Origin of the sequence: Sporofaciens musculi (genome assembly GCF_009830285.1) — a bacterium.
In the GTDB taxonomy this organism is placed as follows: domain Bacteria; phylum Bacillota; class Clostridia; order Lachnospirales; family Lachnospiraceae; genus Sporofaciens; species Sporofaciens musculi.
The window spans coordinates 3,099,400-3,118,797 of the sequence record NZ_WUQX01000001.1 but is presented as its reverse complement, the minus strand read 5'-3'; the positions used below and the strand labels follow the sequence as shown (position 1 = coordinate 3,118,797).

13 protein-coding genes and 1 pseudogene are annotated in these 19,398 nt (G+C 47.7%); 12 read left to right on the top strand and 2 right to left on the bottom strand.

Features of this window, described 5'->3' with window-relative positions; translation table 11 throughout:
- Positions 1–84 precede the first annotated feature (84 nt).
- From GN277_RS15765 to GN277_RS15730, 8 genes are all read left to right on the top strand, one after another.
- Positions 85–1,326, top strand: coding sequence for a serine hydroxymethyltransferase (locus tag GN277_RS15765; RefSeq protein WP_159756820.1), 1,242 nt, complete (start codon positions 85–87; stop codon positions 1,324–1,326).
- Positions 1,327–1,338: 12 nt separating this feature from the next.
- Entirely contained in the window at positions 1,339–1,965 is a 627-nt protein-coding gene (locus tag GN277_RS15760) for a cyclodeaminase/cyclohydrolase family protein (protein WP_159751843.1), read from the top strand.
- 74 nt (positions 1,966–2,039) lie between these two features.
- Complete coding sequence (locus GN277_RS15755; protein WP_159751842.1) at positions 2,040–2,918, top strand: bifunctional 5,10-methylenetetrahydrofolate dehydrogenase/5,10-methenyltetrahydrofolate cyclohydrolase; 879 nt, start codon at positions 2,040–2,042, stop codon at positions 2,916–2,918.
- 117 nt (positions 2,919–3,035) lie between these two features.
- The gene (locus tag GN277_RS15750; protein WP_159751841.1) at positions 3,036–4,421 is read left to right on the top strand and encodes an alanine/glycine:cation symporter family protein; all 1,386 of its coding nucleotides are present in this window, start codon (positions 3,036–3,038) and stop codon (positions 4,419–4,421) included.
- Positions 4,422–4,470: 49 nt separating this feature from the next.
- Positions 4,471–4,989, top strand: coding sequence for a dCTP deaminase/dUTPase family protein (locus tag GN277_RS15745; protein WP_159751840.1), 519 nt, complete (start codon positions 4,471–4,473; stop codon positions 4,987–4,989).
- A 111-nt stretch (positions 4,990–5,100) separates the two neighbouring features.
- On the top strand, positions 5,101–6,462 hold the full coding sequence (locus GN277_RS15740) for a spore germination protein (RefSeq protein WP_159751839.1): 1,362 nt from the start codon (positions 5,101–5,103) through the stop codon (positions 6,460–6,462).
- 151 nt (positions 6,463–6,613) lie between these two features.
- Positions 6,614–7,996 (top strand): MATE family efflux transporter, encoded by a 1,383-nt coding sequence (locus GN277_RS15735; protein ID WP_159751838.1) that lies wholly within the window; start codon positions 6,614–6,616, stop codon positions 7,994–7,996.
- 3 nt (positions 7,997–7,999) lie between these two features.
- The gene (locus tag GN277_RS15730) at positions 8,000–8,863 is read left to right on the top strand and encodes a DegV family protein (RefSeq protein WP_159751837.1); all 864 of its coding nucleotides are present in this window, start codon (positions 8,000–8,002) and stop codon (positions 8,861–8,863) included.
- 64 nt (positions 8,864–8,927) lie between these two features.
- Here GN277_RS15730 and GN277_RS15725 read toward each other — a convergent pair whose 3' ends face one another.
- Positions 8,928–13,682, bottom strand: coding sequence for a hypothetical protein (locus GN277_RS15725; protein ID WP_159751836.1), 4,755 nt, complete (start codon positions 13,680–13,682; stop codon positions 8,928–8,930).
- A gap of 243 nt (positions 13,683–13,925) precedes the next feature.
- Between GN277_RS15725 and GN277_RS15720 the strand changes: the two genes are divergently transcribed.
- Positions 13,926–14,651 (top strand): LytR/AlgR family response regulator transcription factor, encoded by a 726-nt coding sequence (locus tag GN277_RS15720; protein WP_159751835.1) that lies wholly within the window; start codon positions 13,926–13,928, stop codon positions 14,649–14,651.
- 2 nt (positions 14,652–14,653) lie between these two features.
- Here the strand turns inward: GN277_RS15720 and GN277_RS15715 are convergent, their stop codons facing one another.
- Positions 14,654–15,310, bottom strand: a complete 657-nt coding sequence (locus GN277_RS15715) for a GntR family transcriptional regulator (RefSeq protein ID WP_159751834.1) — start codon at positions 15,308–15,310, stop codon at positions 14,654–14,656.
- Positions 15,311–15,566: 256 nt separating this feature from the next.
- Here GN277_RS15715 and garR point away from each other — a divergent pair.
- The 3 genes and pseudogenes from garR to GN277_RS15700 all read left to right on the top strand — a co-directional run.
- Positions 15,567–16,466 (top strand): annotated as a pseudogene (gene garR / locus GN277_RS15710) (2-hydroxy-3-oxopropionate reductase); the annotation flags it as partial.
- A 16-nt stretch (positions 16,467–16,482) separates the two neighbouring features.
- On the top strand, positions 16,483–17,907 hold the full coding sequence (locus GN277_RS15705; protein WP_159751832.1) for a four-carbon acid sugar kinase family protein: 1,425 nt from the start codon (positions 16,483–16,485) through the stop codon (positions 17,905–17,907).
- Positions 17,908–18,067: 160 nt separating this feature from the next.
- Positions 18,068–19,372 (top strand): four-carbon acid sugar kinase family protein, encoded by a 1,305-nt coding sequence (locus tag GN277_RS15700; protein ID WP_159751831.1) that lies wholly within the window; start codon positions 18,068–18,070, stop codon positions 19,370–19,372.
- The last annotated feature ends 26 nt before the right edge of the window (positions 19,373–19,398 follow it).

Genomic DNA, 19,398 nt, shown 5'->3' with positions numbered 1-19,398 from the left:
AATCTTCCGGCAAATGGTAAGATGTAAATGTTACATTTACCAAACGGAGAACGCAAAAGACAAATGGAGGGAAATGCGATGAACATGATTCAAGATGTTATGGATTACATCAAAAGCTGTGATGATGAGATTGGTGATGCTCTTTATCTGGAACTGAACCGCCAGAGAAGGAATCTGGAGCTGATTGCTTCTGAAAATGTTGTAAGCCCTGCAGTCATGCTGGCGATGGGAACAGTGCCCACCAACAAGTACGCGGAGGGTTATCCGGGAAGACGCTACTACGGCGGGTGTGAGCATGTGGACATCCTGGAGGACCTTGCAATCGAGCGTGTGAAGAAGCTGTTTGGCTGCGACCACGCATGTGTGCAGCCTCATTCAGGGGCTAATGCCAACAATGCCGTCTACCAGGCTTTGATTAAGCCGGGAGATACGGTAATGGGGCTGAATCTGGCCCATGGCGGCCATCTCACCCATGGTTCTCCGGTAAATATGTCAGGACTTCTTTATAATTTTGTACCATATAATGTAAATGACCAGGGATTTCTGGACTATGATGAGATCAGAAGACAGGCCAGGGAATGTAAGCCGAAGATGATTGTTGCGGGCGCGTCTGCTTATCCCAGGGAGATACGGTTTGATATTTTTGGGGATATTGCCAAGGAAGTGGGAGCGTATCTGTTTGTAGATATGGCCCATATCGCCGGATTGGTTGCGGCAGGCTTACACCAGAGTCCAGTTCCTTATGCGGATGTGGTATCCAGCACCACTCATAAGACCCTGAGAGGGCCAAGAGGCGGTATTATTCTTTGTAAGGAGGAGCATGCCAAGGCCATTGACAAGGCTATCTTCCCAGGAACCCAGGGAGGGCCTCTGATGCATATCATCGCTGCAAAAGCGGTCTGCTTCGGGGAAGCTTTAAAGCCGGAATTTAAGGCATATCAACAGCAGGTTGTGAAGAACGCCAAGGCTCTTGCCGAGGCGATGGTGGAGGAAGGCTTTGATCTGGTCAGCGGCGGTACAGATAACCATCTGATGCTGGTTGATCTGCAGAATATGGACGTTTCTGGAAAGGAGATGCAGAAACGGCTGGACGAGGTGTATATCACGGTCAATAAGAATGCGGTTCCTAATGATCCGGCAAGCCCCTTTGTGACCAGCGGTATCCGTATCGGCACTCCGGCAGTCACCACGCGGGGGCTGAAGGAGGAGGATATGAAGACAATCGCAGGATTGATTAAGATGGCGGTGACGGATTTTGAGACCAAGTCAGACGAGATACGAAGGTCGGTGAACCAGATTTGTGAGAAGTATCCCCTGTATGTGTAGAGGAACCAGGCTATGATGTTAGAAAAAAAGGCGACGGATTTTATAGACGAGCTTTCTTCGGCAAAGCCGGTTCCGGGAGGAGGAGGCGCCTGCGCCGCAGTGGGTGCTTTGGCCGCGGCTCTTGGGATGATGGTGGGGAACCTGACTGTGGGAAAGAAACGCTATGCAGATGTGGAGGAAGAAATAAAGGGAGCCTTAGCACGTCTAAAGGAGCTTAAGAATCGGCTGATTGAGCTGACGGATAAGGATGCAGAGTGTTTTGAGCCGTTGTCAAGGGCGTATGGTCTTCCCAGGGAAACCCAGGAGGAGAAGGCTCACAAGGAGAGGGTGCTTGAAAAGGCCTTGTACGAGGCCAGTATCGTGCCATTGGAGCTGATGGAGACAATCATTGAGGTCATGGAGTGTCTGAAGCTTCTGGAAGAAAAAGGCAGCCGGCTTGCAGTCAGTGATGCAGGCGTGGGTATCCTGTTTGCACAGGCGGCGCTAAATGGAGCCTCTTTGAATGTATTTATCAATACGAAGCTGATGAAGGACCGTGAAAAGGCCCAAAAGCTGAATGGAAGAGCAGACGATTTGATACAGGAGGGCGCCGCGTTTCAGGAGAAAATCTATGGAGAAGTGTTGGCAAAAATCCGATGATTCTGTCCTGTCCAGGGAAAAGCTAATTACAGGCTAAATTTACAGACAGAATATCCAAAAAGGGAGAGTGTAGAATGAGTATCATTATGAAGGGAGCCGATGTGGCAAAGTCCATAAAGGAGGAGTTGGTCAAAGAGGTGGAAGCCTTGAAGGAAAAAGGAATCACACCCTGCCTTTCTATTATCAGGGTAGGGGAGCGTTCGGACGACTTATCCTATGAGCGGGGCGCGAGAAAACGCATGGAGATGACGGGAATCCAGTGCAGGGTGACAGCGCTTCCAAAGGACGTAAGCCAGGAGGAGTTTGAGCAGACATTTTCCCGAATCAATGAGGATTCAGACGTACATGGAATCTTATTACTCCGCCCGCTTCCAAAGTCTTTGGACGAGGGACCTGTCAGAGCGATGATTCATCCAAATAAAGACGTGGACGGCATGAGTCCCGTAAATATGGCGAAGGTATTTTCCGGAGACGAGACGGGATTTGCGCCCTGTACGGCGCAGGCCGTTATGGAAATCCTTCAGTATTATGGAGTCATGCCCAGGGGCAAAAGAATTACAATCTTGGGCAGAAGTATGGTAGTGGGACGTCCCTTAGCCATGAGTCTGCTCAAGGCGGACGGCACCGTTACCCTATGCCATACGCGGACAGAGGAGTTGGCGCAGGAGTGCAATAAAGCCCAGATTCTGGTGGCGGCAGCAGGGAAAGCCAGGATGGTCACAGAGGATATGGTGGGCGAGAATGCTGTGGTTATAGATGTGGGAATCAATGTGGACGAAGATGGAGGTCTTTGCGGGGATGTGGATTTTGAGGCGGTAAAGAACAAGGCCGCATACATTAGCCCAGTGCCTGGCGGAGTCGGAAGCGTCACTTCCTCTGTGCTGGCGAAGCACGTAGTTAAGAGTGCAAAAGGTTTTTGTAAAATGCTTGCACAGAATTCAAGTATATGGTAGTATATTATCCGTATTATTGAATAATATTAGAAAGACTGTATATGAAAAACTCCAAGGATGGAAAGGCTTTGGAGTTTTTATGTTTTTATGTACAGACGTTAAAAAAGGGGGATTTACATGTATGATATGATTAATTCATTGGTGCAGGCAATTAACGACGTGGTGTGGGGATGGGGAATGATTGTACTGCTGTTGGGAACCCACGTATTCCTGACAATCCGTACAGGATTTATCCAGAGGTATACCATATCCAAAGGAATCAGGCTTTCCATAGCCAAGGAGCCGGATGCAGAAGGCGAGGTATCCCAGTTTGGGGCGCTGACCACGGCGCTGGCGGCGACGATTGGCACAGGAAATATTGTCGGCGTGGGTACTGCTATTGCCATCGGAGGTCCCGGTGCGGTTCTGTGGTGCTGGCTTACCGGAGTGTTCGGCATTGCCACAAAATATGCAGAGTCTTACATAGCCGTTAAGTATCGGGTTAAGACAGCGGATGGGCGTATGCAGGGCGGCGCCATGTATGCGTTGGAGAGAGGTCTTAATATGAAATGGCTGGGAATGTTGTTTGCATTTTTTGCGGCCTTTGCTTCTTTTGGAATTGGCTGCGCTACCCAGGTAAATGCAATCGCGGAGATTTGTGAGACAAATTTCCACATCCCAAGGCTTGGGGTGGGCATTGCCATTGGCGCTCTTACGGCGGTCGTTATTTTCGGTGGGATTCGTTCAATCGCAAGAGTCTGTGAGAAGCTGGTTCCATTTATGGCGGTATTCTATGTGCTGGGATGTATTATTATTTTGTGTATGAATTTTGACTATATCATTCCTGCCATAAGCGTTATATGCAGTCTGGCATTTACACCTGGCGCGGCGGCGGGGGGACTTGTGGGAAATGGCGTGCGTATGGCGATTCGCTATGGAGTGGCACGGGGACTGTTTTCCAATGAGTCGGGCCTTGGCTCTGCTCCCATTGCAGCGGCGGCCGCCCAGACCAGGAATCCTGTGCGTCAGGCGCTTGTATCCTCCACAGGTACATTTTGGGATACGGTTGTGGTGTGTCTGATGACGGGGCTGGTGCTGGTGACCACGATTATGAAGAATCCCAACATCAATGCAGATACCATTGACAACGGCGGGCAGCTTACTACGCTGGCATTTGGGCAGATTCCTTATCTTGGGCCCATTATCCTGACCCTTGGAATCATTTCGTTTGCCTACTCTACGATTCTTGGGTGGGCATATTACGGAGAGCGGTGTGTGGAGTATTTTTCCGGCAAGGCGGGGCTTCTTCCATATCGGCTTCTCTATGTTGGGGTAGCGGTCATTGCGTCTGTGGAGGCCCTTGACTTGATATGGCTGATTGCGGATACTTTGAACGCACTGATGGCCATTCCCAACCTGGTGGCCGTTCTACTTTTGTCGAATGTGATGGTGAAGGATACGAAAAGATTTATACATAACCTTGATGCAAAAGACGACACGCCCATTTCGGTGGTGGAGGATTGACGGAATTAATAATGAAAAAGAATGAATAAAGGATGAATGGAGGAAGGATATGGCAAGAAGGATTGCACAGTTCTATAAGGTAAGTTATGAGCAGTTTAAAGAAGGATACGAGGATGCATTTGGTAAGGAGAATGAGCAGGAGATTCAGAAGATTTATGACAGTATCATGGCGCCCAAGCGAGCAACCGCAGGCTCGGCGGGATACGATTTTTTCACACCTGTAAAGATTACGCTAAAGTCGGGGGAGACAGTAAAGATTCCAACAGGAATCCGCGCCAGAATGGAGGCGGACTGGGTGCTTATGTGCTATCCCAGAAGCGGCCTTGGCTTCAAATACCGGCTGCAGCTTAATAATACGGTGGGAATCATAGACAGCGACTATTTCTATTCGGATAACGAGGGACATATCTTTGCTAAGATTACCAATGACAGCAGAGAAGGAAAGACGGTCTGTCTGGAAGCAGGGGCAGGATTCATGCAGGGGATTTTCATGGAATACGGTATTACGGAGGACGATTGTGTGACGGCAGTTCGCAACGGAGGCTTTGGCAGTACCACGAATAACTGATTTTTACATATGCAGAAGGGGTGTTATGCAGATAGCGGCTTTTCTGCATATTTTTTTTGCGTTCAGGGAATCATAAGTCTGAATACAGTGTAAACGAGCGGAGGAATTGCTATGTCAGACGTAAAGAAGGTAACTGCTTCAAGAGAAGAAAATACAGAGTATCTCAACCAGATCCTTCCGGTTAAGGAGAGCTTTGACATTATAAAGAGAGATATCATGATAGGAGGCCGATGCTCCACCTTTTATTCTATCAATGGATTTGCTAATGATGAGTCCCTGCTTAAGATTATGGATTCTTTTTTCGGAGTTACAGAAGATGATATGCCTGGAGATGCCAACAGCTTCTCAAGAAAATGTATCCCCTATGTGGAGGTGGATATCCTGGAGGATTTTGACCAGGTCTTAAAGAATCTGTTATCTGGCGTCAGCTGCCTGTTTATTGATGGATACGAGGTGGGAATTGCCATCGACTGCCGAACATATCCGGCCAGAAGTGTGGAGGAGCCGGACAAGGATAAGTCTCTTAGAGGCTCAAGGGACGGATTCGTGGAAACCATTGTGTTTAATACGGCGCTTATGCGGCGGCGGATTCGTGATCCCCATCTGGTCATGAAAATGATGGAGATTGGGGACAGTTCACGGACGGATGTTGCCATCTGTTATATGAGCGACAGGGTGGATCATGAGCTTCTGAAAAATGTGTCAGACCGCATCAACAGTATCCGTACAGACGCTCTGCGCATGAACCAGCAAAGCCTGGCAGAAGAATTATATAAACGGAAATGGTTTAATCCCTTTCCCAAGTTTAAGTTTACAGAGAGACCCGATACGGCAACTGCCTGTCTGTTAGAGGGGAAGATTGTGCTGCTGGTAGATAACTCTCCGTCGGCAATGATTCTTCCCACATCAATTTTTGATATGATTGAGGAGGCAAATGACTACTATTTTCCAACCCTGACCAATATCTATCTGAAGGTGGCGCGGGGGCTCATTACCCTGATGACCGTATTTTTGACGCCGGTTTTTCTTCTGTTCATGCAGAATCTGAACTGGCTTCCAGAGGCGTTTTCCTTTGTGTCTGTGAAGGATACGGTTAATATTCCGCTAATCTTTCAGCTTTTGATTCTGGAGATTGCCATTGACGGTCTGCGTCTGGCGGCTCTGAATACGCCCAGTATGTTAAGCACGCCCTTAAGTGTAATTGCCGGTCTGGTTATGGGAGAATTCTCAGTCAAATCAGGGTGGTTTAATGCGGAGGTTATGCTGTACATGGCCTTTGTGTCCGTGGCAAATTACACTCAGCCCAACTTTGAACTTGGTTATGCCTTAAAATTCATGCGTTTGGAGCTTTTGATTCTGACGGCTCTGTTCAACTGGTGGGGATTTGCAGCCGGAACTCTGATTATCGTGTTGAGTATCTGTTTTAACAAGACCCTTTCAGGAAGAAATTATCTGAATGTAAAATTAAATTAAGAGTTGGCTTTATGTGGCAGCAGGATGCCTTTGCTTTACATTATCTTCCAGACATGTTAGAATAAGGGGCATGATTGTGCAGGCAGTCTCTGGTAAATGAACAAGGGGATTGCCTGCATGACTGAGAAAAGACGATTAGGAAGGGGTACATATGAAAAAAGAAATGGACAGCCAGAGGCTAGGCAGGGCGCCCCTGGGAAGGCTGATGGTTTCCCTTGCAGTACCTGCTGTGGCGGCCCAGCTTATCAATGTATTATACAACATTGTGGACAGAATCTATATCGGGCATATTGAAGGATATGGAGATGTGGCGCTGACAGGAGTGGGGGTTACATTTCCTATTATCATGCTGATTTCAGCGTTCAGTGCGTTTGCAGGTATGGGCGGCGCCCCTCTTGCGTCTATTGAGCTTGGAAGAAAGGACGTTGGCAAGGCTGAGCTGATTTTGGGAAATTCTGCCGGTATGATTGTTCTGTTCTCCATTGTGCTCACAATCGGCTTTTCCATATTCAAGACGCCGGTTCTGTACGCGTTTGGAGCCAGTGACGTAACCATAACGTATGCCCAGAGCTATATTGGAATCTATCTGATCGGAACCATATTCGTGCAGGTGGCGGTGGGGCTTAACACCTTTATCAGCGGACAGGGAGAGTCCAGGACGGCCATGCTGTCGGTGGTCATAGGCGCGGTATTAAATATTATTCTTGACCCAATCTTGATTTTCGTTATGGATTTTGGGGTGAGAGGCGCGGCTATGGCGACGGTAATCTCTCAGGCGGTCAGCGCGGCGTGGGTGATTCGTTTCCTAACCTGTGAGCGCAGCGTCATGAAGCTTGGAGTCAGGAATATGAGGCTTAGGGCAGACATTGTGAAGCGGATTGCAGGACTTGGGATTTCGCCGTTTATTATGCAGAGTACGGAGAGCATGGTGAGCATTACTTTAAATTCCGGTCTTCAGAATTATGGCGGGGATTTATACGTGGGTACCATGTCCATTATGACCAGTATCATGCAGTTGATTCTGATTCCGGTTCAGGGGATTGCCCAGGGAGTGCAGCCGATTATCAGCTACAGCTATGGCGCGGGGGATAAGAAGCGGGTAAAAGACGCGTTTATGAGGCTTTTGGCATCAGGACTTCTGGGGACTCTGGTTCTGGGCGGCGTGGCGGTATTTGTGCCCAAGGTCTATGCGGGTATATTTACCAATAATGAGAAATTAATCCAACTGACCTGTCAGGTAATGCCAGTGTATTTCCTGGGGATTACCATCTTTGGATTACAGTCTGCGTGCCAGTCTACCTTTCTGGCTCTGGGGCAGGCGAAGGTTTCTCTGTTTATAGCTCTTTTGAGAAAGGTACTCCTTCTGATTCCGCTGGCAATCATTTTCCCGAAGTTTATGGGGGTGATGGGAGTTTATAGGGCTGAGCCGGTGGCGGATATTATCTCGGTCGTGACGACAGGGATTGTATTTACATTTACCATGAAGAAGATTTTAGGAAATATGGATAAGAATCATACATCAAAGGAGGCATAAATATTGAAGGATTATATCATAACTGTGAACAGTACGGTCGATTTGCCGAAGGAATGGCTGACAGAAAGAGGGGTGCCGGTAGTGCCCCTTAGTTATACCATTGACGGGGAGACATACCAGGATATGAACGGATTGTCCGCCAAGGAATTTTTCAAAAAGCTGCGTGCTGGAAAAATGGCGGTGACTTCTCAGGTGAATCCGGACGATGCAAAAGAGGCGCTGAGGCCGTTTCTTGAGGAGGGGAAGGATATTCTCCACCTTGGGTTTTCTTCTGCGCTGAGTGGGACCTTAAACAGTATGCGGATTGCGGCAGAGGAGCTTAAGGAGGAGTATCCCAACCAGAACATTATAGTGATTGATACGCTGTGTGCCTGCATGGGGGAGGGACTTTTGCTTTACTATGCGTTGAAGCGCAAGGCTGAAGGCTGTTCCATGGAGGAGACGGCTAAATGGGTGGAGGAAAACAAGCTGCATGTCTGCCATAATGTGACGATTGATGATTTAAACCATCTTCAGCGGGGAGGACGGATTTCTAAGACGGTGGCTGTGCTTGGGGGCATGGTGAAGATTAAGCCTATGATTCATATAGACGATAAGGGCGCTTTGCAGGTAATCGGGAAAGAGAGGGGACGTAAGAAATCTTTGAACAACATTGTAGATAAGGCTGTCGTTCAGTCTAAGGGATGGGAGAATGATATCATAATGATTACCCATGGAGACTGCAGGGAGGACGCCGAATATGTGGCGAAGCTAGTTCGGGAGAAGATGGGGATAGACAATATCCTGATTAACAATATTGGGACGGTGATTGGGAGCCATACAGGGCCTGGCGTGGCTGCAGTGTTCTGTATGGGGGAGAAGCGTTAGATATTTGATATATTTGAAGGAAAAGGAGATGCAGGAGTTGGCATCTCCTTTTCCTTACTAAGGGTTATGCAGCGCGGGATGTCCTTTTATTATAGAAGCTGACCCAGGATAAAACGCTGCCTGCTAACAGCGCAAGCCAAAGCAGAGAATGGCTTTTTTCGCCGGTTTGGGGAGAAGCAGAAAGATGAGTACCGTCACTTTCAACAGGCGTTCCAGTTGAAGTATTTCCAGAGGGCTTTTCCGTCGTCTCAAAGACCGCGGTAGTTTTGCCGTCCAGGTAGAGCAGGGTCAGGCTGTGTCTGCCGACAGGTAACTTTTCAAGATAATCTGCGTTCAACGTAATTATGGTACTGCCAGGGGCCACAGAATAATGCTGCGCATCCACATCCCTTCCGTCAATTAGAATCCCTGTAAACTTGCTGACAGGCCCGTTGGCTTTGAAGCTTAAGCTGTGCTTTATACCTTTCTCCCACAGGCTGTTGTTGCCTTCAAGAATCTGATAGTCTGTCAGCGCGGCAAGCACCTTCTTAAGCCTGGAGGCGTCTGCCAGAGATTTTTCGTGATTTGTCAGGGCTTCAAAAAGCTTTTCAGCCTCCTTAGCCATTTTTTCAGTCTCCGTATCATCCGGACATACATCGTCTGGATTGGGAAGCTTTTCGATTGCATCAGTTACGGTCTGTACGTTTTGGATGCTTTTGAGCGCTTGGTCAATACGGTCAAGGTCCTCCTTGATTGCCTGTGCTTCGGCTTCTGTGTAGTTTTGGACGAACTCATTAAGGGCTGTTTCCAACGCTTTCTTTGCTGCTTCCAAAATCTCTTTATCCTCCATGCTGACCGTATCTTTGGAAATACCGTCAACAGCCTGTATCTCCTTTGAGCTTGCTGCATTTGAGGCAGAGGTAATCTGGGCGTCCAGATCTTCTGCATGGGATTTCAGGTCTTGAAGCTCGGCTTTCTCCTGTTCTGTCAGATATTCAGACTCAAGCAGAAGGTTCAGCTCAGTGATTACGGCTTTGACGGCGGGCTGATTGTCAGATGTTACCGTAGCTTCTAAAAGCCCGCTGATGGGTTTAGCAATGGTCTGAATCGGCTTCATGGTGATTGTGACAGACGACTCGTTTCCTGCCTGGTCAACGGCTTTGATTATGTAGGCTTCATCCACATTTCCGGAAAGGAGAATGTCTCCGGAAATGGGTTGTCCGTTTAGTGTGACGGTTTTAAGGTTTCTGTCCGTCACGGTTACGGCCTGGGTGGTATAGTACACAGTGTTTTCATTGACCTCTGTGATTTCAGGCGGCATCAGGTCAAATTCCGCGCCGTCTGAGGAAAAGCATACAAGGTTTCCTGCCTGGTCGGACGCCTTAACGTAGGCGATAAACTTTTTTTCATCCTCAGGGGCAAGGCTAAAATGTCCGCCGTCTGTCCAGTCAGTAATCCTTCGCACATCTTCTTCGGTCAGAGCCCTTTCAGAGAGGTAATAGGAAATCTTTCCGATTCCGCTTAAGGAATCTTCGGCGGTGATTCTTACGTCAACCGTTTTCCTAAAGAACAGCCCGAAGGAAACCTCGTGAATCAGCTTTTTTACAGAATTTTCGTTAAATAGGATATCATAGTCGGACGGATTCGTTTTATCCAGCTTGTAGCTTTCTTCTGCCATGAGGGAAATCTCTCCGTTTTCCAGGTTTTTTACGTAGAAGGAGACAGAAGCTTTGGCGGTTTCTTCGGTCCTGTTAAGGCTCTTTACCCATTCGTCCTTAAGCGTATTGCCGGTGGAAATGAGGCGGTTGTCCGCTGCAGTTATTACGAAGTCCTTGTTTGTCCAGCCGTCGTTTAAGGGTGTCGTGACGTAATCAGTCCCCTTTTCTGGACGATATTCGTTGGTAATCTCAAAAGTGGTCTGTCCGTTTACAATATAATTTCCTCCCGCGTTATTCTTAATTATGACGGAGGCGGTACCCACGTTCAAGTTATTCTCATAGGTTACGGCGTACTCACTGGAAGGAATGACCGTGTCGCCGTGTTTTACGGTTACGGAGGGTTTTTTTAGGAGTCCGTCGTAGTGAAAGCGGTTCTGGGACAACTCAATCACCGGATGATCTACTTCTGTGGGAAGGGTAATGGTAACCTTAAAATTATATTCGCATCGCTGTCCGTTGTAGTCGTCCTTCTTTACATATGCATTGGTCTGAAAATAATATTCGCCAGGGTCAAGCTGATTCAGATAATCTTTCTTAAGAATGAAATTAAGGGCATTATTGTCAAGCGTCATGGTATAATCGTCGGAAGCCATGAATTTGTGGTCTGATTCGTTCCAGATAAAAGAGTATCTTGTGTCAAACTCTATTCCATCCCCGTCAAAGGAGAGGGGAAGATCCTCTGCCAGCCCTTTCGTAAACCGAAAGCTGTCTTCCATGGGAACATGAATGATTTTCACATAGTCGTTATAGTGAAGAGTCTTACCATTCAGTTCCTGGGTCACTGAGACATGGACGGTTCCGGCGCTGCCGACGGTAAGGCAGTCGTCAGTGATTGCAATGTCTGCAATGGTTGTCCCGTCGGGAACCACGGAGTAAGTAAAGCTTGGAGAGGAGCCCCTGTGGCCGATAACCAGACAGCTAGAGGAAAGGTTGGTAGTGCCTGTGAGTACGTCCTTCAAGGTAAAGGAGGCCAGTGTGTTATCTTTGGGAAGGGAAAACAAGGTTTCTGTTAAGAAAGAAGGGATGACCTGACATTTGCACAGCAGTTCAGTCTTGTCGGTGTACCATACCGTCCCTTCCCAGAACTGCTGGCCCGTTAAGTCGGCGCGGTAGGCTGTGTCTCTCTTTAGGGCATATTCCGAACTTGCGGCCCCAAAGGTATCGTCAGGGGTATCAAGTGGCGTTTCCGCAATACAATGGTCAGCCGTCTGTTCAGGAATCCCTGTCCCGTTGGTATCCATCCATTGGAGACGGGCCAGACCTTCGGGATTTTCATCAAAATGGAACCCCTCATAGAAACTGCTGGTGCGAATCAGCAGGGGATTGTTCTGAAATTCGGTTTTAGGCATATTGGTAAGCATATTTCCGGTAATCCTCAATGCGCCGCCGTTGATAACAAGTTTTTCTGCACATGCCTTTGGGCTGTTGTCCTCATTTGCCAGGGTGTCGTCATAGTAATTCACATAGCTGTTTTGGAATGTGAGGGTACTGAATTGGTTCTGATTCAGTTGTGAGCCTGTCAGCAGAGGATTATCCCTGTCTGTAAAGTAATTATTTGAACCCTGGACAAAGGTTCCAAAGCGTCCTGTGCTTGAGCCGCAGTCTGTGTAGGTAAGGTTTGTCTCTAAAGCAGGGGCAAGGGTATCTTTTAATAGCACAAGCTCTGCAAGGTCTGCATGCTTTAAGGTGACAGACAGCTTTCCTGTTATCTGAGACTGGAGTTTCAGGAGTCTTAAAGATGTGTCTGTCAATGTTACCGCCACATTTTTAAGCTGCACAGAGGGATTGGTTTGCCCCAGATAAATCTCTGTATTAGAAAATGTATTTCCGGATAATTGGAGGGAAAAATCGCCGTTTAAGGCCGCCGCTCTGTCGGCTTCATTGGGATGGGTTAAGCATCTGCCCACGGCGCCGCCTTGTAAGAGAAGCTCGGCGTCTTGGACCTGGGCCGTTGTATTGTTAAAACCGGCGCCGGAAGCGCATACGGCAGGAATGTTGCCGCCCTTAATGGTGATTGAGGCTTGATTGGCCACGAGGGAGGTTTCCTCGCCGCCGCCGTAGATCCACCCGCTAAAGGCGCCGTCATTAACGGTAATGCTGCTGCCGCCAACCTTTGCGCCTCTAAAGGCGCCGCCGCCGTAAAGGTTATGGAAAAAGGTACCGCCGTTGACCCTAATGTTGGCGCTTCCGGCAACCTCTGTTGCAGCGCTGTCAGAGTATCCGGCGCCGCCGCCGTAAATCCATCCCTCTGCTGTGGAGTTGGCGTCAAAGGTAAGCTCAGTATTGCCTGTAATCAGTCCCGAATTCTCATTGCCGCCGTAGACAGAAGCAACCTGTCCGGCTTCGATATGAATGTGGGTATTCCCGTTAATCTGTCCGGATAAACTCCCGCCATACATATTTTTTAATGAGCTTCCGCCGGTCATATAGATGGAGGTATCTCCGTTCAGCTCGCCTTCATTTCCGCCGCCGAATACCCATCCAGCATTGCCGCCCGAAATCGTTACATGGGTATTCCCTGTCAAACTTCCGCTTTTATTGCCGCCGAAGATTAACCTGATATTGTATTTTCCGGATGAGTCTGTTGGGCCTGTCAGGGTGATGTCAGTATCATATTGGCATCTGCCCTCCTTGGCGCCGCCGTATACGGAGGAGTTTGGAAGGAAATATCCGTCCCCATCCCTGTAAAAGATACCGCCGCCTGTAACGGTGCCGTCACCTTTAAAATCAACGATTTCCTCCTCCGGTTCTCCTAAGCCGTTTCCATTGGAATCAAGATACAATTTTACATAGTCAACAGAATTGGAGGCTTTGATGATTAAAGGCTCCCCGTTGGCATATATGGTATGCACATAATCGGCTGTTGTCTCATAGGTAACGCGGCCCCCTGTATTGGAGAGACTTTTGGTCTGTGTATGAATATCTTCTGAGTATGTAGAGAAATGTTGTGTATCCGGAGCCCTATTTTTTTCTTCGCCTGGTCTTGAAGAAGAGTTGGGATTTTGTCCCGATTGTTCCGGCGCTGCTAAAGCGGCAAGAGAGGACGTCCCTGCCGACAGGATTGAAAACAGCATTGCCGCTCCGAGAAGAAGGATGGTTGGTTTGTTTGGTTTCATTTTCATAAAGCTTTGTACTCCTTTTCCATATCCGAATCATTGCTGTTTGCAAATCATCCGTGTTTTCTGTACATTCTGTTCTGCAGACTGTACAGAAATTATATAAAGAAGAAAAACGTACATTCAATATAATTTCTTAAACGGTTTTTTTTTAACTCAAACGGTAACAAGTGGTAAAGTATCCAATATTGTCTCTTATATCAACATGTGGTATCATGAATTCATTAAATTTGTGTTTGGAGAAAATCTATGAAAATCGCTGTGATAGACGATGAAAAGATGGAGTTAAGCTATCTGTCCGAGGCAATCAGAGGGTATCTGTCCGAAGCAGGGTATTTGGAAAACAGGGTGGATACCTTCCAAAGCGCCGAGGAATTTTTTGGGGTGTGGGAGGTCCAAGGATATGACCTGATTCTTATGGATATCTATATGGACGGGCTTTCCGGCATTGACGCCGCACGAAGAATCCGCCGGCTGGACGCGGATGTCCGGCTGGTTTTCTGTACAATCAGTAACGGGTTTGCCAGTGAAAGCTATGAAGTGGGCGCTCACTATTATCTGCAGAAGCCGGTTTCAAAACAGAGGATTTCGGATATGTTCAAGAGGCTTAAGATGGAGGAATATGAGACCGGCCGTTTTGTGATCCTGCCGGACGGACAGCATATGGTTCTGCGCAATATTATTTACACAGAATACGGTAATCATATTGTAACGGTCTACAATAAGAAAGGGGAAGATATCCGGACAAGGATTACTCAGACTGAGTTTGAGAAGCTCATCTGTGAATATCCTTATTTTTGGCGCTGTGCTAAGGGGATTGTAGTGAATTTCTATGAAGTGGAGGAGTTTGGCGGTCATTTCTTTGAGATGAGCAATGGGAAAAAGGTGTATATGAGCCGCAGGAGGGAGAAGGAGGTACAAAAGGCTTATATGGAGTTTTGTTTTGAGCAGACGCGCAGGGAGATTGGAGGGTAGCCCTATAGGTCCTCCAGATTAATCTCCCGCGCCGTCTCCATATGTGTAAGGGTAATCTCATAGATGTGTGCCACATCCCCATTTTCCATAGCCTCCAAAATAGCCAGATGTTCATGCCAGGTGTCCGTAAGCCTTCCATCATGTGCCAGTGAAAGCTCGGCCAGCTTGCGCATACGGTATTTGAAGGTTGCAAAGATAGAAGAAATCTGATGATTCCCAGGATAGTCGATTATCTTGGTATGAAACTGGAAATCATACTCGCAGAATTCTTCAATCGACCCGCCTGTGTCAATGATTTCCTTTAACATATCCATGATCAGCCGCAGTTCCTTTATGAGCTTCTTTACAGTTCGGCTTGCAGGCGCGGCCGCAATCTCTTTTGTAATCTGTAACGTACAGTAACATTCTAAAGCGGAACGAACCTGGAACGTCTCGTCAATATCCTGTCTTGTAAGCTTGTGAAGCATGAAGCCCTTGCTTGGGATGATGTCAATATAACCCTCCTGGGTAAGCCTGTGGACAGCGTCCCGAAATGGCGTTCGGGAGATGCCAAGCTCTTTGGAAAGCTTTGTCTCGGAATAAATCTGATTGTAAGCAAATTGCCCTTCCATGATTAGGCCTTGCAGATGTTGGTATGCTTGCTCGTTTAACGGTGTCATGCCACAATCCTTTCGTTTCTTGGTGCTTCTGATTCTTATCTAAAAATAGTATATATTCTGTCATATATCCTGTCAACCGCAATATTGTATATTCTGTGAAAAATATAACGAAATAAAATTAATATCATATACATTTTGCACAAAAATAAGCCTGCAAAACTGTAGAAAAGAGAGAAAACAAAAGAATTCTGACAAATCTATTGACCGGTATACCGGTATGCAGTAAGATGGGTACAACAAATTTAAATCAAGAAAGGAAGTTGAAAAAATGAAGGTAGGATTTATCGGACTTGGTATCATGGGAAGACCAATGGCAAAGAACATGCTGAAGGCAGGAGTAGACTTGATGGTTGCTGATCTGAACAAGGAGGCAGTTGCGGATGTGGTTGCAGCCGGCGCAGTAGAAGCGAGCTACGCAGAGATCGGAGAAAAGTGCGAGCGTATCATCATTATGGTTCCAAGCGGCGCCATTACCAAATCCATCCTGTTTGACGAGGGCGGCGTGGCGTCAACCGTGAAAGCGGGAACCATTATCTGCGACATGAGCTCAGTGACCCCTGTGGAATCTAAGGAGTGTTACACGGCGTTGAAGGAGAAGGGCGTAGGCTTTTTGGACGCGCCGGTTTCCGGAGGAGAGCCGGGGGCGGTTGCCGGAACATTGGCGATTATGGCAGGCGGAGACGAGAAGGATTTTAATGAGATGAAGGAATATTTTGACATCTTAGGCTCATCCGCACTGTTGATTGGAGAGAGTGGAAGCGGAAGCGTCACCAAGCTTGCCAACCAGGTTATTGTAAACAACACCATAGCAGTCGTATCTGAGGCGTTTGTACTGGCAACAAAGGCAGGGGCAGACCCTCAGAAGGTATATGAGGCCATTCGCGGCGGCCTTGCGGGAAGCGCAGTCCTGGACGCAAAGATTCCGATGATTGTAGAGCGCAACTTTAAGCCGGGCGGCCCAATCCGCATCAATCACAAGGATATCAAGAATGTGGTGAATACTGCCCATTCCATTGACGTTCCGATTCCATATACCGCACAGCTCTATGAGATTTTACAGACCTTGAAGATTCACGGACATATGAACGACGACCACGGCGGAATCGTTCAGTATTTCGAGAAGCTGGCGGACGTGGAAGTAAAGAAGTTTGATTAACAGGGAGGATTTTGCAATGGCAGTCAAAGCAGAGGTTATAAACTCTTACAAGAGGATTGATGAGGAATATATCGACAGCCTTTTGAAGAAGGAAATCGACAGGAATAATAAGAAGATTGTGGTATTGGACGACGACCCTACGGGAGTGCAGACGGTTCATGATATTTCTGTTTACACCAACTGGGAGAAGGACAGCATCCGGCAGGGCTTTGAGGAGGAGAACAATCTGTTCTATGTATTGACCAACTCCCGCGGTTTTACAGAGGAGCAGACCACGAAAGCCCATAAAGAGATTGGGGATGTGGTGGATCAAGTGGCAAAGGAGACGGGGAAGGAATACATTTTCATCAGCAGAAGCGACAGCACGCTGCGGGGACATTACCCCTTGGAGACGCAGCTTCTTAAGAGCTGCTATGAGCAGAATACGGGAAAGACCATTGACGGCGAGATTCTCTGTCCGTTTTTCAAAGAAGGAGGACGCTTTACCATTGAGAACGTACACTACGTAAAGTACGGCGACGACCTTGTTCCGGCAAATGAGACGGAATTTGCCAAGGATAAGACCTTTGGCTATACTGCAATGACCATGCCAGAATACGTGGAGGAAAAGACGAAGGGCGCATATAAAGCCGCTGATGTGACCTGTATTTCCCTTGAGGATATCCACAACATGGACATTGACAGGATTGAGGCCCAGTTGATGGAGGTGAAGGATTTCAATAAGATTATTGTAAATGCAGTCGATTATGTGGATGTGAAGGTGTTCTGTGTGGCTCTTTACCGCGCTATGGCAAAGGGCAAGGTATTCATGTTCCGTACAGCGGCCGCCATCGTAAAGGTCATGGGCGCTGTGACAGACCAGCCCTTGCTGTTAAGAGAGCAGATGGTGGTAAAAGAGACGTCAAACGGAGGAATTATTGTAGTCGGCTCCCACACGGATAAAACCACGAAGCAGGTAGAGTGTTTAAAAGAGCTGTCTGATATTGAATTTATTGAATTGGATGCGACTCTCGTAAAGGATGAGGCTGCGTTTGAGGCAGAGGTGAAGCGGTGCCTTGATAAAGAGGAGGAGTGCATCAAAGCCGGAAAGACTGTTTGCTGTTATACGACGCGGGCATTAATCACGGCGGATACCGGAGATAAGGAGGACGAACTGAGACTGTCCGTTAAGATTTCCGATGCGGTGCAGTCTTTGGTGGGACGGCTTAGCGTTACGCCAAGCTTCGTGATTGCCAAAGGTGGCATTACCTCCAGTGATGTGGGGACGAAAGCCCTTAGGGTCAGGAAAGCTAATGTTCTCGGTCAGATTAAGCCGGGTATTCCGGTTTGGCAGACAGGGGATGAGAGCAAGTTTCCAATGACACCTTATGTCATTTTCCCAGGAAATGTAGGGGAGATTACGACTCTAAAAGAGGCAGCAGAGGTGCTGATGGGAAAATAGCCCATGTAGGGTTCTGGTGAAAATAAACAAAAACAAACATTTTATTTGTGCGATTAGCTGAAATTTTTGATAATAAATAGATTAAATTGACATAAATGAACAATAAGAGTACAATATAAACACAATCAAACAAAAAATGTTTATAGAAAGGAGGCTGGTTATGTCTCAGTGTGTTGTAATAGCAGACGACTTGACAGGAGCCAATGCCACCGGTGTACTCCTAAAGAAGATGAACTACGAAGCGTACACGGTGATGAATACCGAGCGAATCGAGCTGTCAACCCTGGCGGATTGCGACTGTGTCCTGTATCCAACGGATAGTCGAGGTGTTGAGCCTGAGATTGCCTATAACAGAGTGCACAATGTCTGCAATCTGTTGAAGGGAGACGACGTGAAGGTCTATTCCAAGCGGATTGACAGTACACTTCGGGGGAATCTGGGAAGTGAGACGGACGCTATGCTGGATTGTCTGGGGGAGGATTATGTTGCCATTGCCGCGCCCTGCTTCCCTTCATCTGGAAGGGTTGTGGTAGGCGGCTACATGCTGGTAAACGGTTTACCCCTTCACAAGACGGATATTGCCATTGACCCTAAGACGCCTGTGAAGATTTCGGAGGCGGCGGTGCTCTTTGATAAGCAGAGCAAGTACCAGGTATCGTCTATTCAGCTAAAGGATTTGATGCATGGGAAGCATTATCTGGCGGACTTGATGAACCAGTGCGTTGCCGGCGGCAGCAGGATTATCGTTCTGGATTGTATTACCCAGGAGGACTTGGATTTGATAGCAGACGCGGTGATTACCAGTAAGCTGCATGTGGTTGCGGTAGATCCTGGGGTATTTACGGCGACCCTGGCGAGGAAGCTGATTACGCCGTCCCAGAAGAAGGAAAAGAGTAAGATTCTTGCCGTGGTGGGAAGTGTGAATCCGAACACAACCGCACAGATGAAGGAGCTTTGGCTGTCCCAGAGAACCCATAATGTGTTCGTGGATACCAAAGAGCTGTTGGAGGACGATGAAAAGAGAGTGGCGGAGATTGAGAGGGTTGCAGACGATATCCTTGCCGCCTGTGACCGCAACGCCATCTGTACCGTGACCGGAGACGGTATCTATCCGGAGAACCGGATTGATTTTAAGCCCTATATGGAGCGTTACCAGTGCTCCCTTGATGATGTGACTGGAAGGATTAACCATGCATTTGCGGAGATTACATACCGAATTTTCAAGGCAGAGCCTACGTTTCGGGGGCTTTACACCAGCGGAGGAGATGTGACGGTTGCTGTGTGCGAGAGATTTCGTACAGCAGGATTATCTTTAAAAGACGAGGTGCTTCCCCTTGCCGCATACGGGCAGTTTTTAAAGGGTGAATTCGAGGGCGTCCACATTATCACCAAGGGCGGAAGCCAGGGCGGACGAGACGCTATCAACCAGTGTATTACGTATTTAAAGGAGAAATTGTACATTTAGTACGGATGTCAATCATATTTATTTGA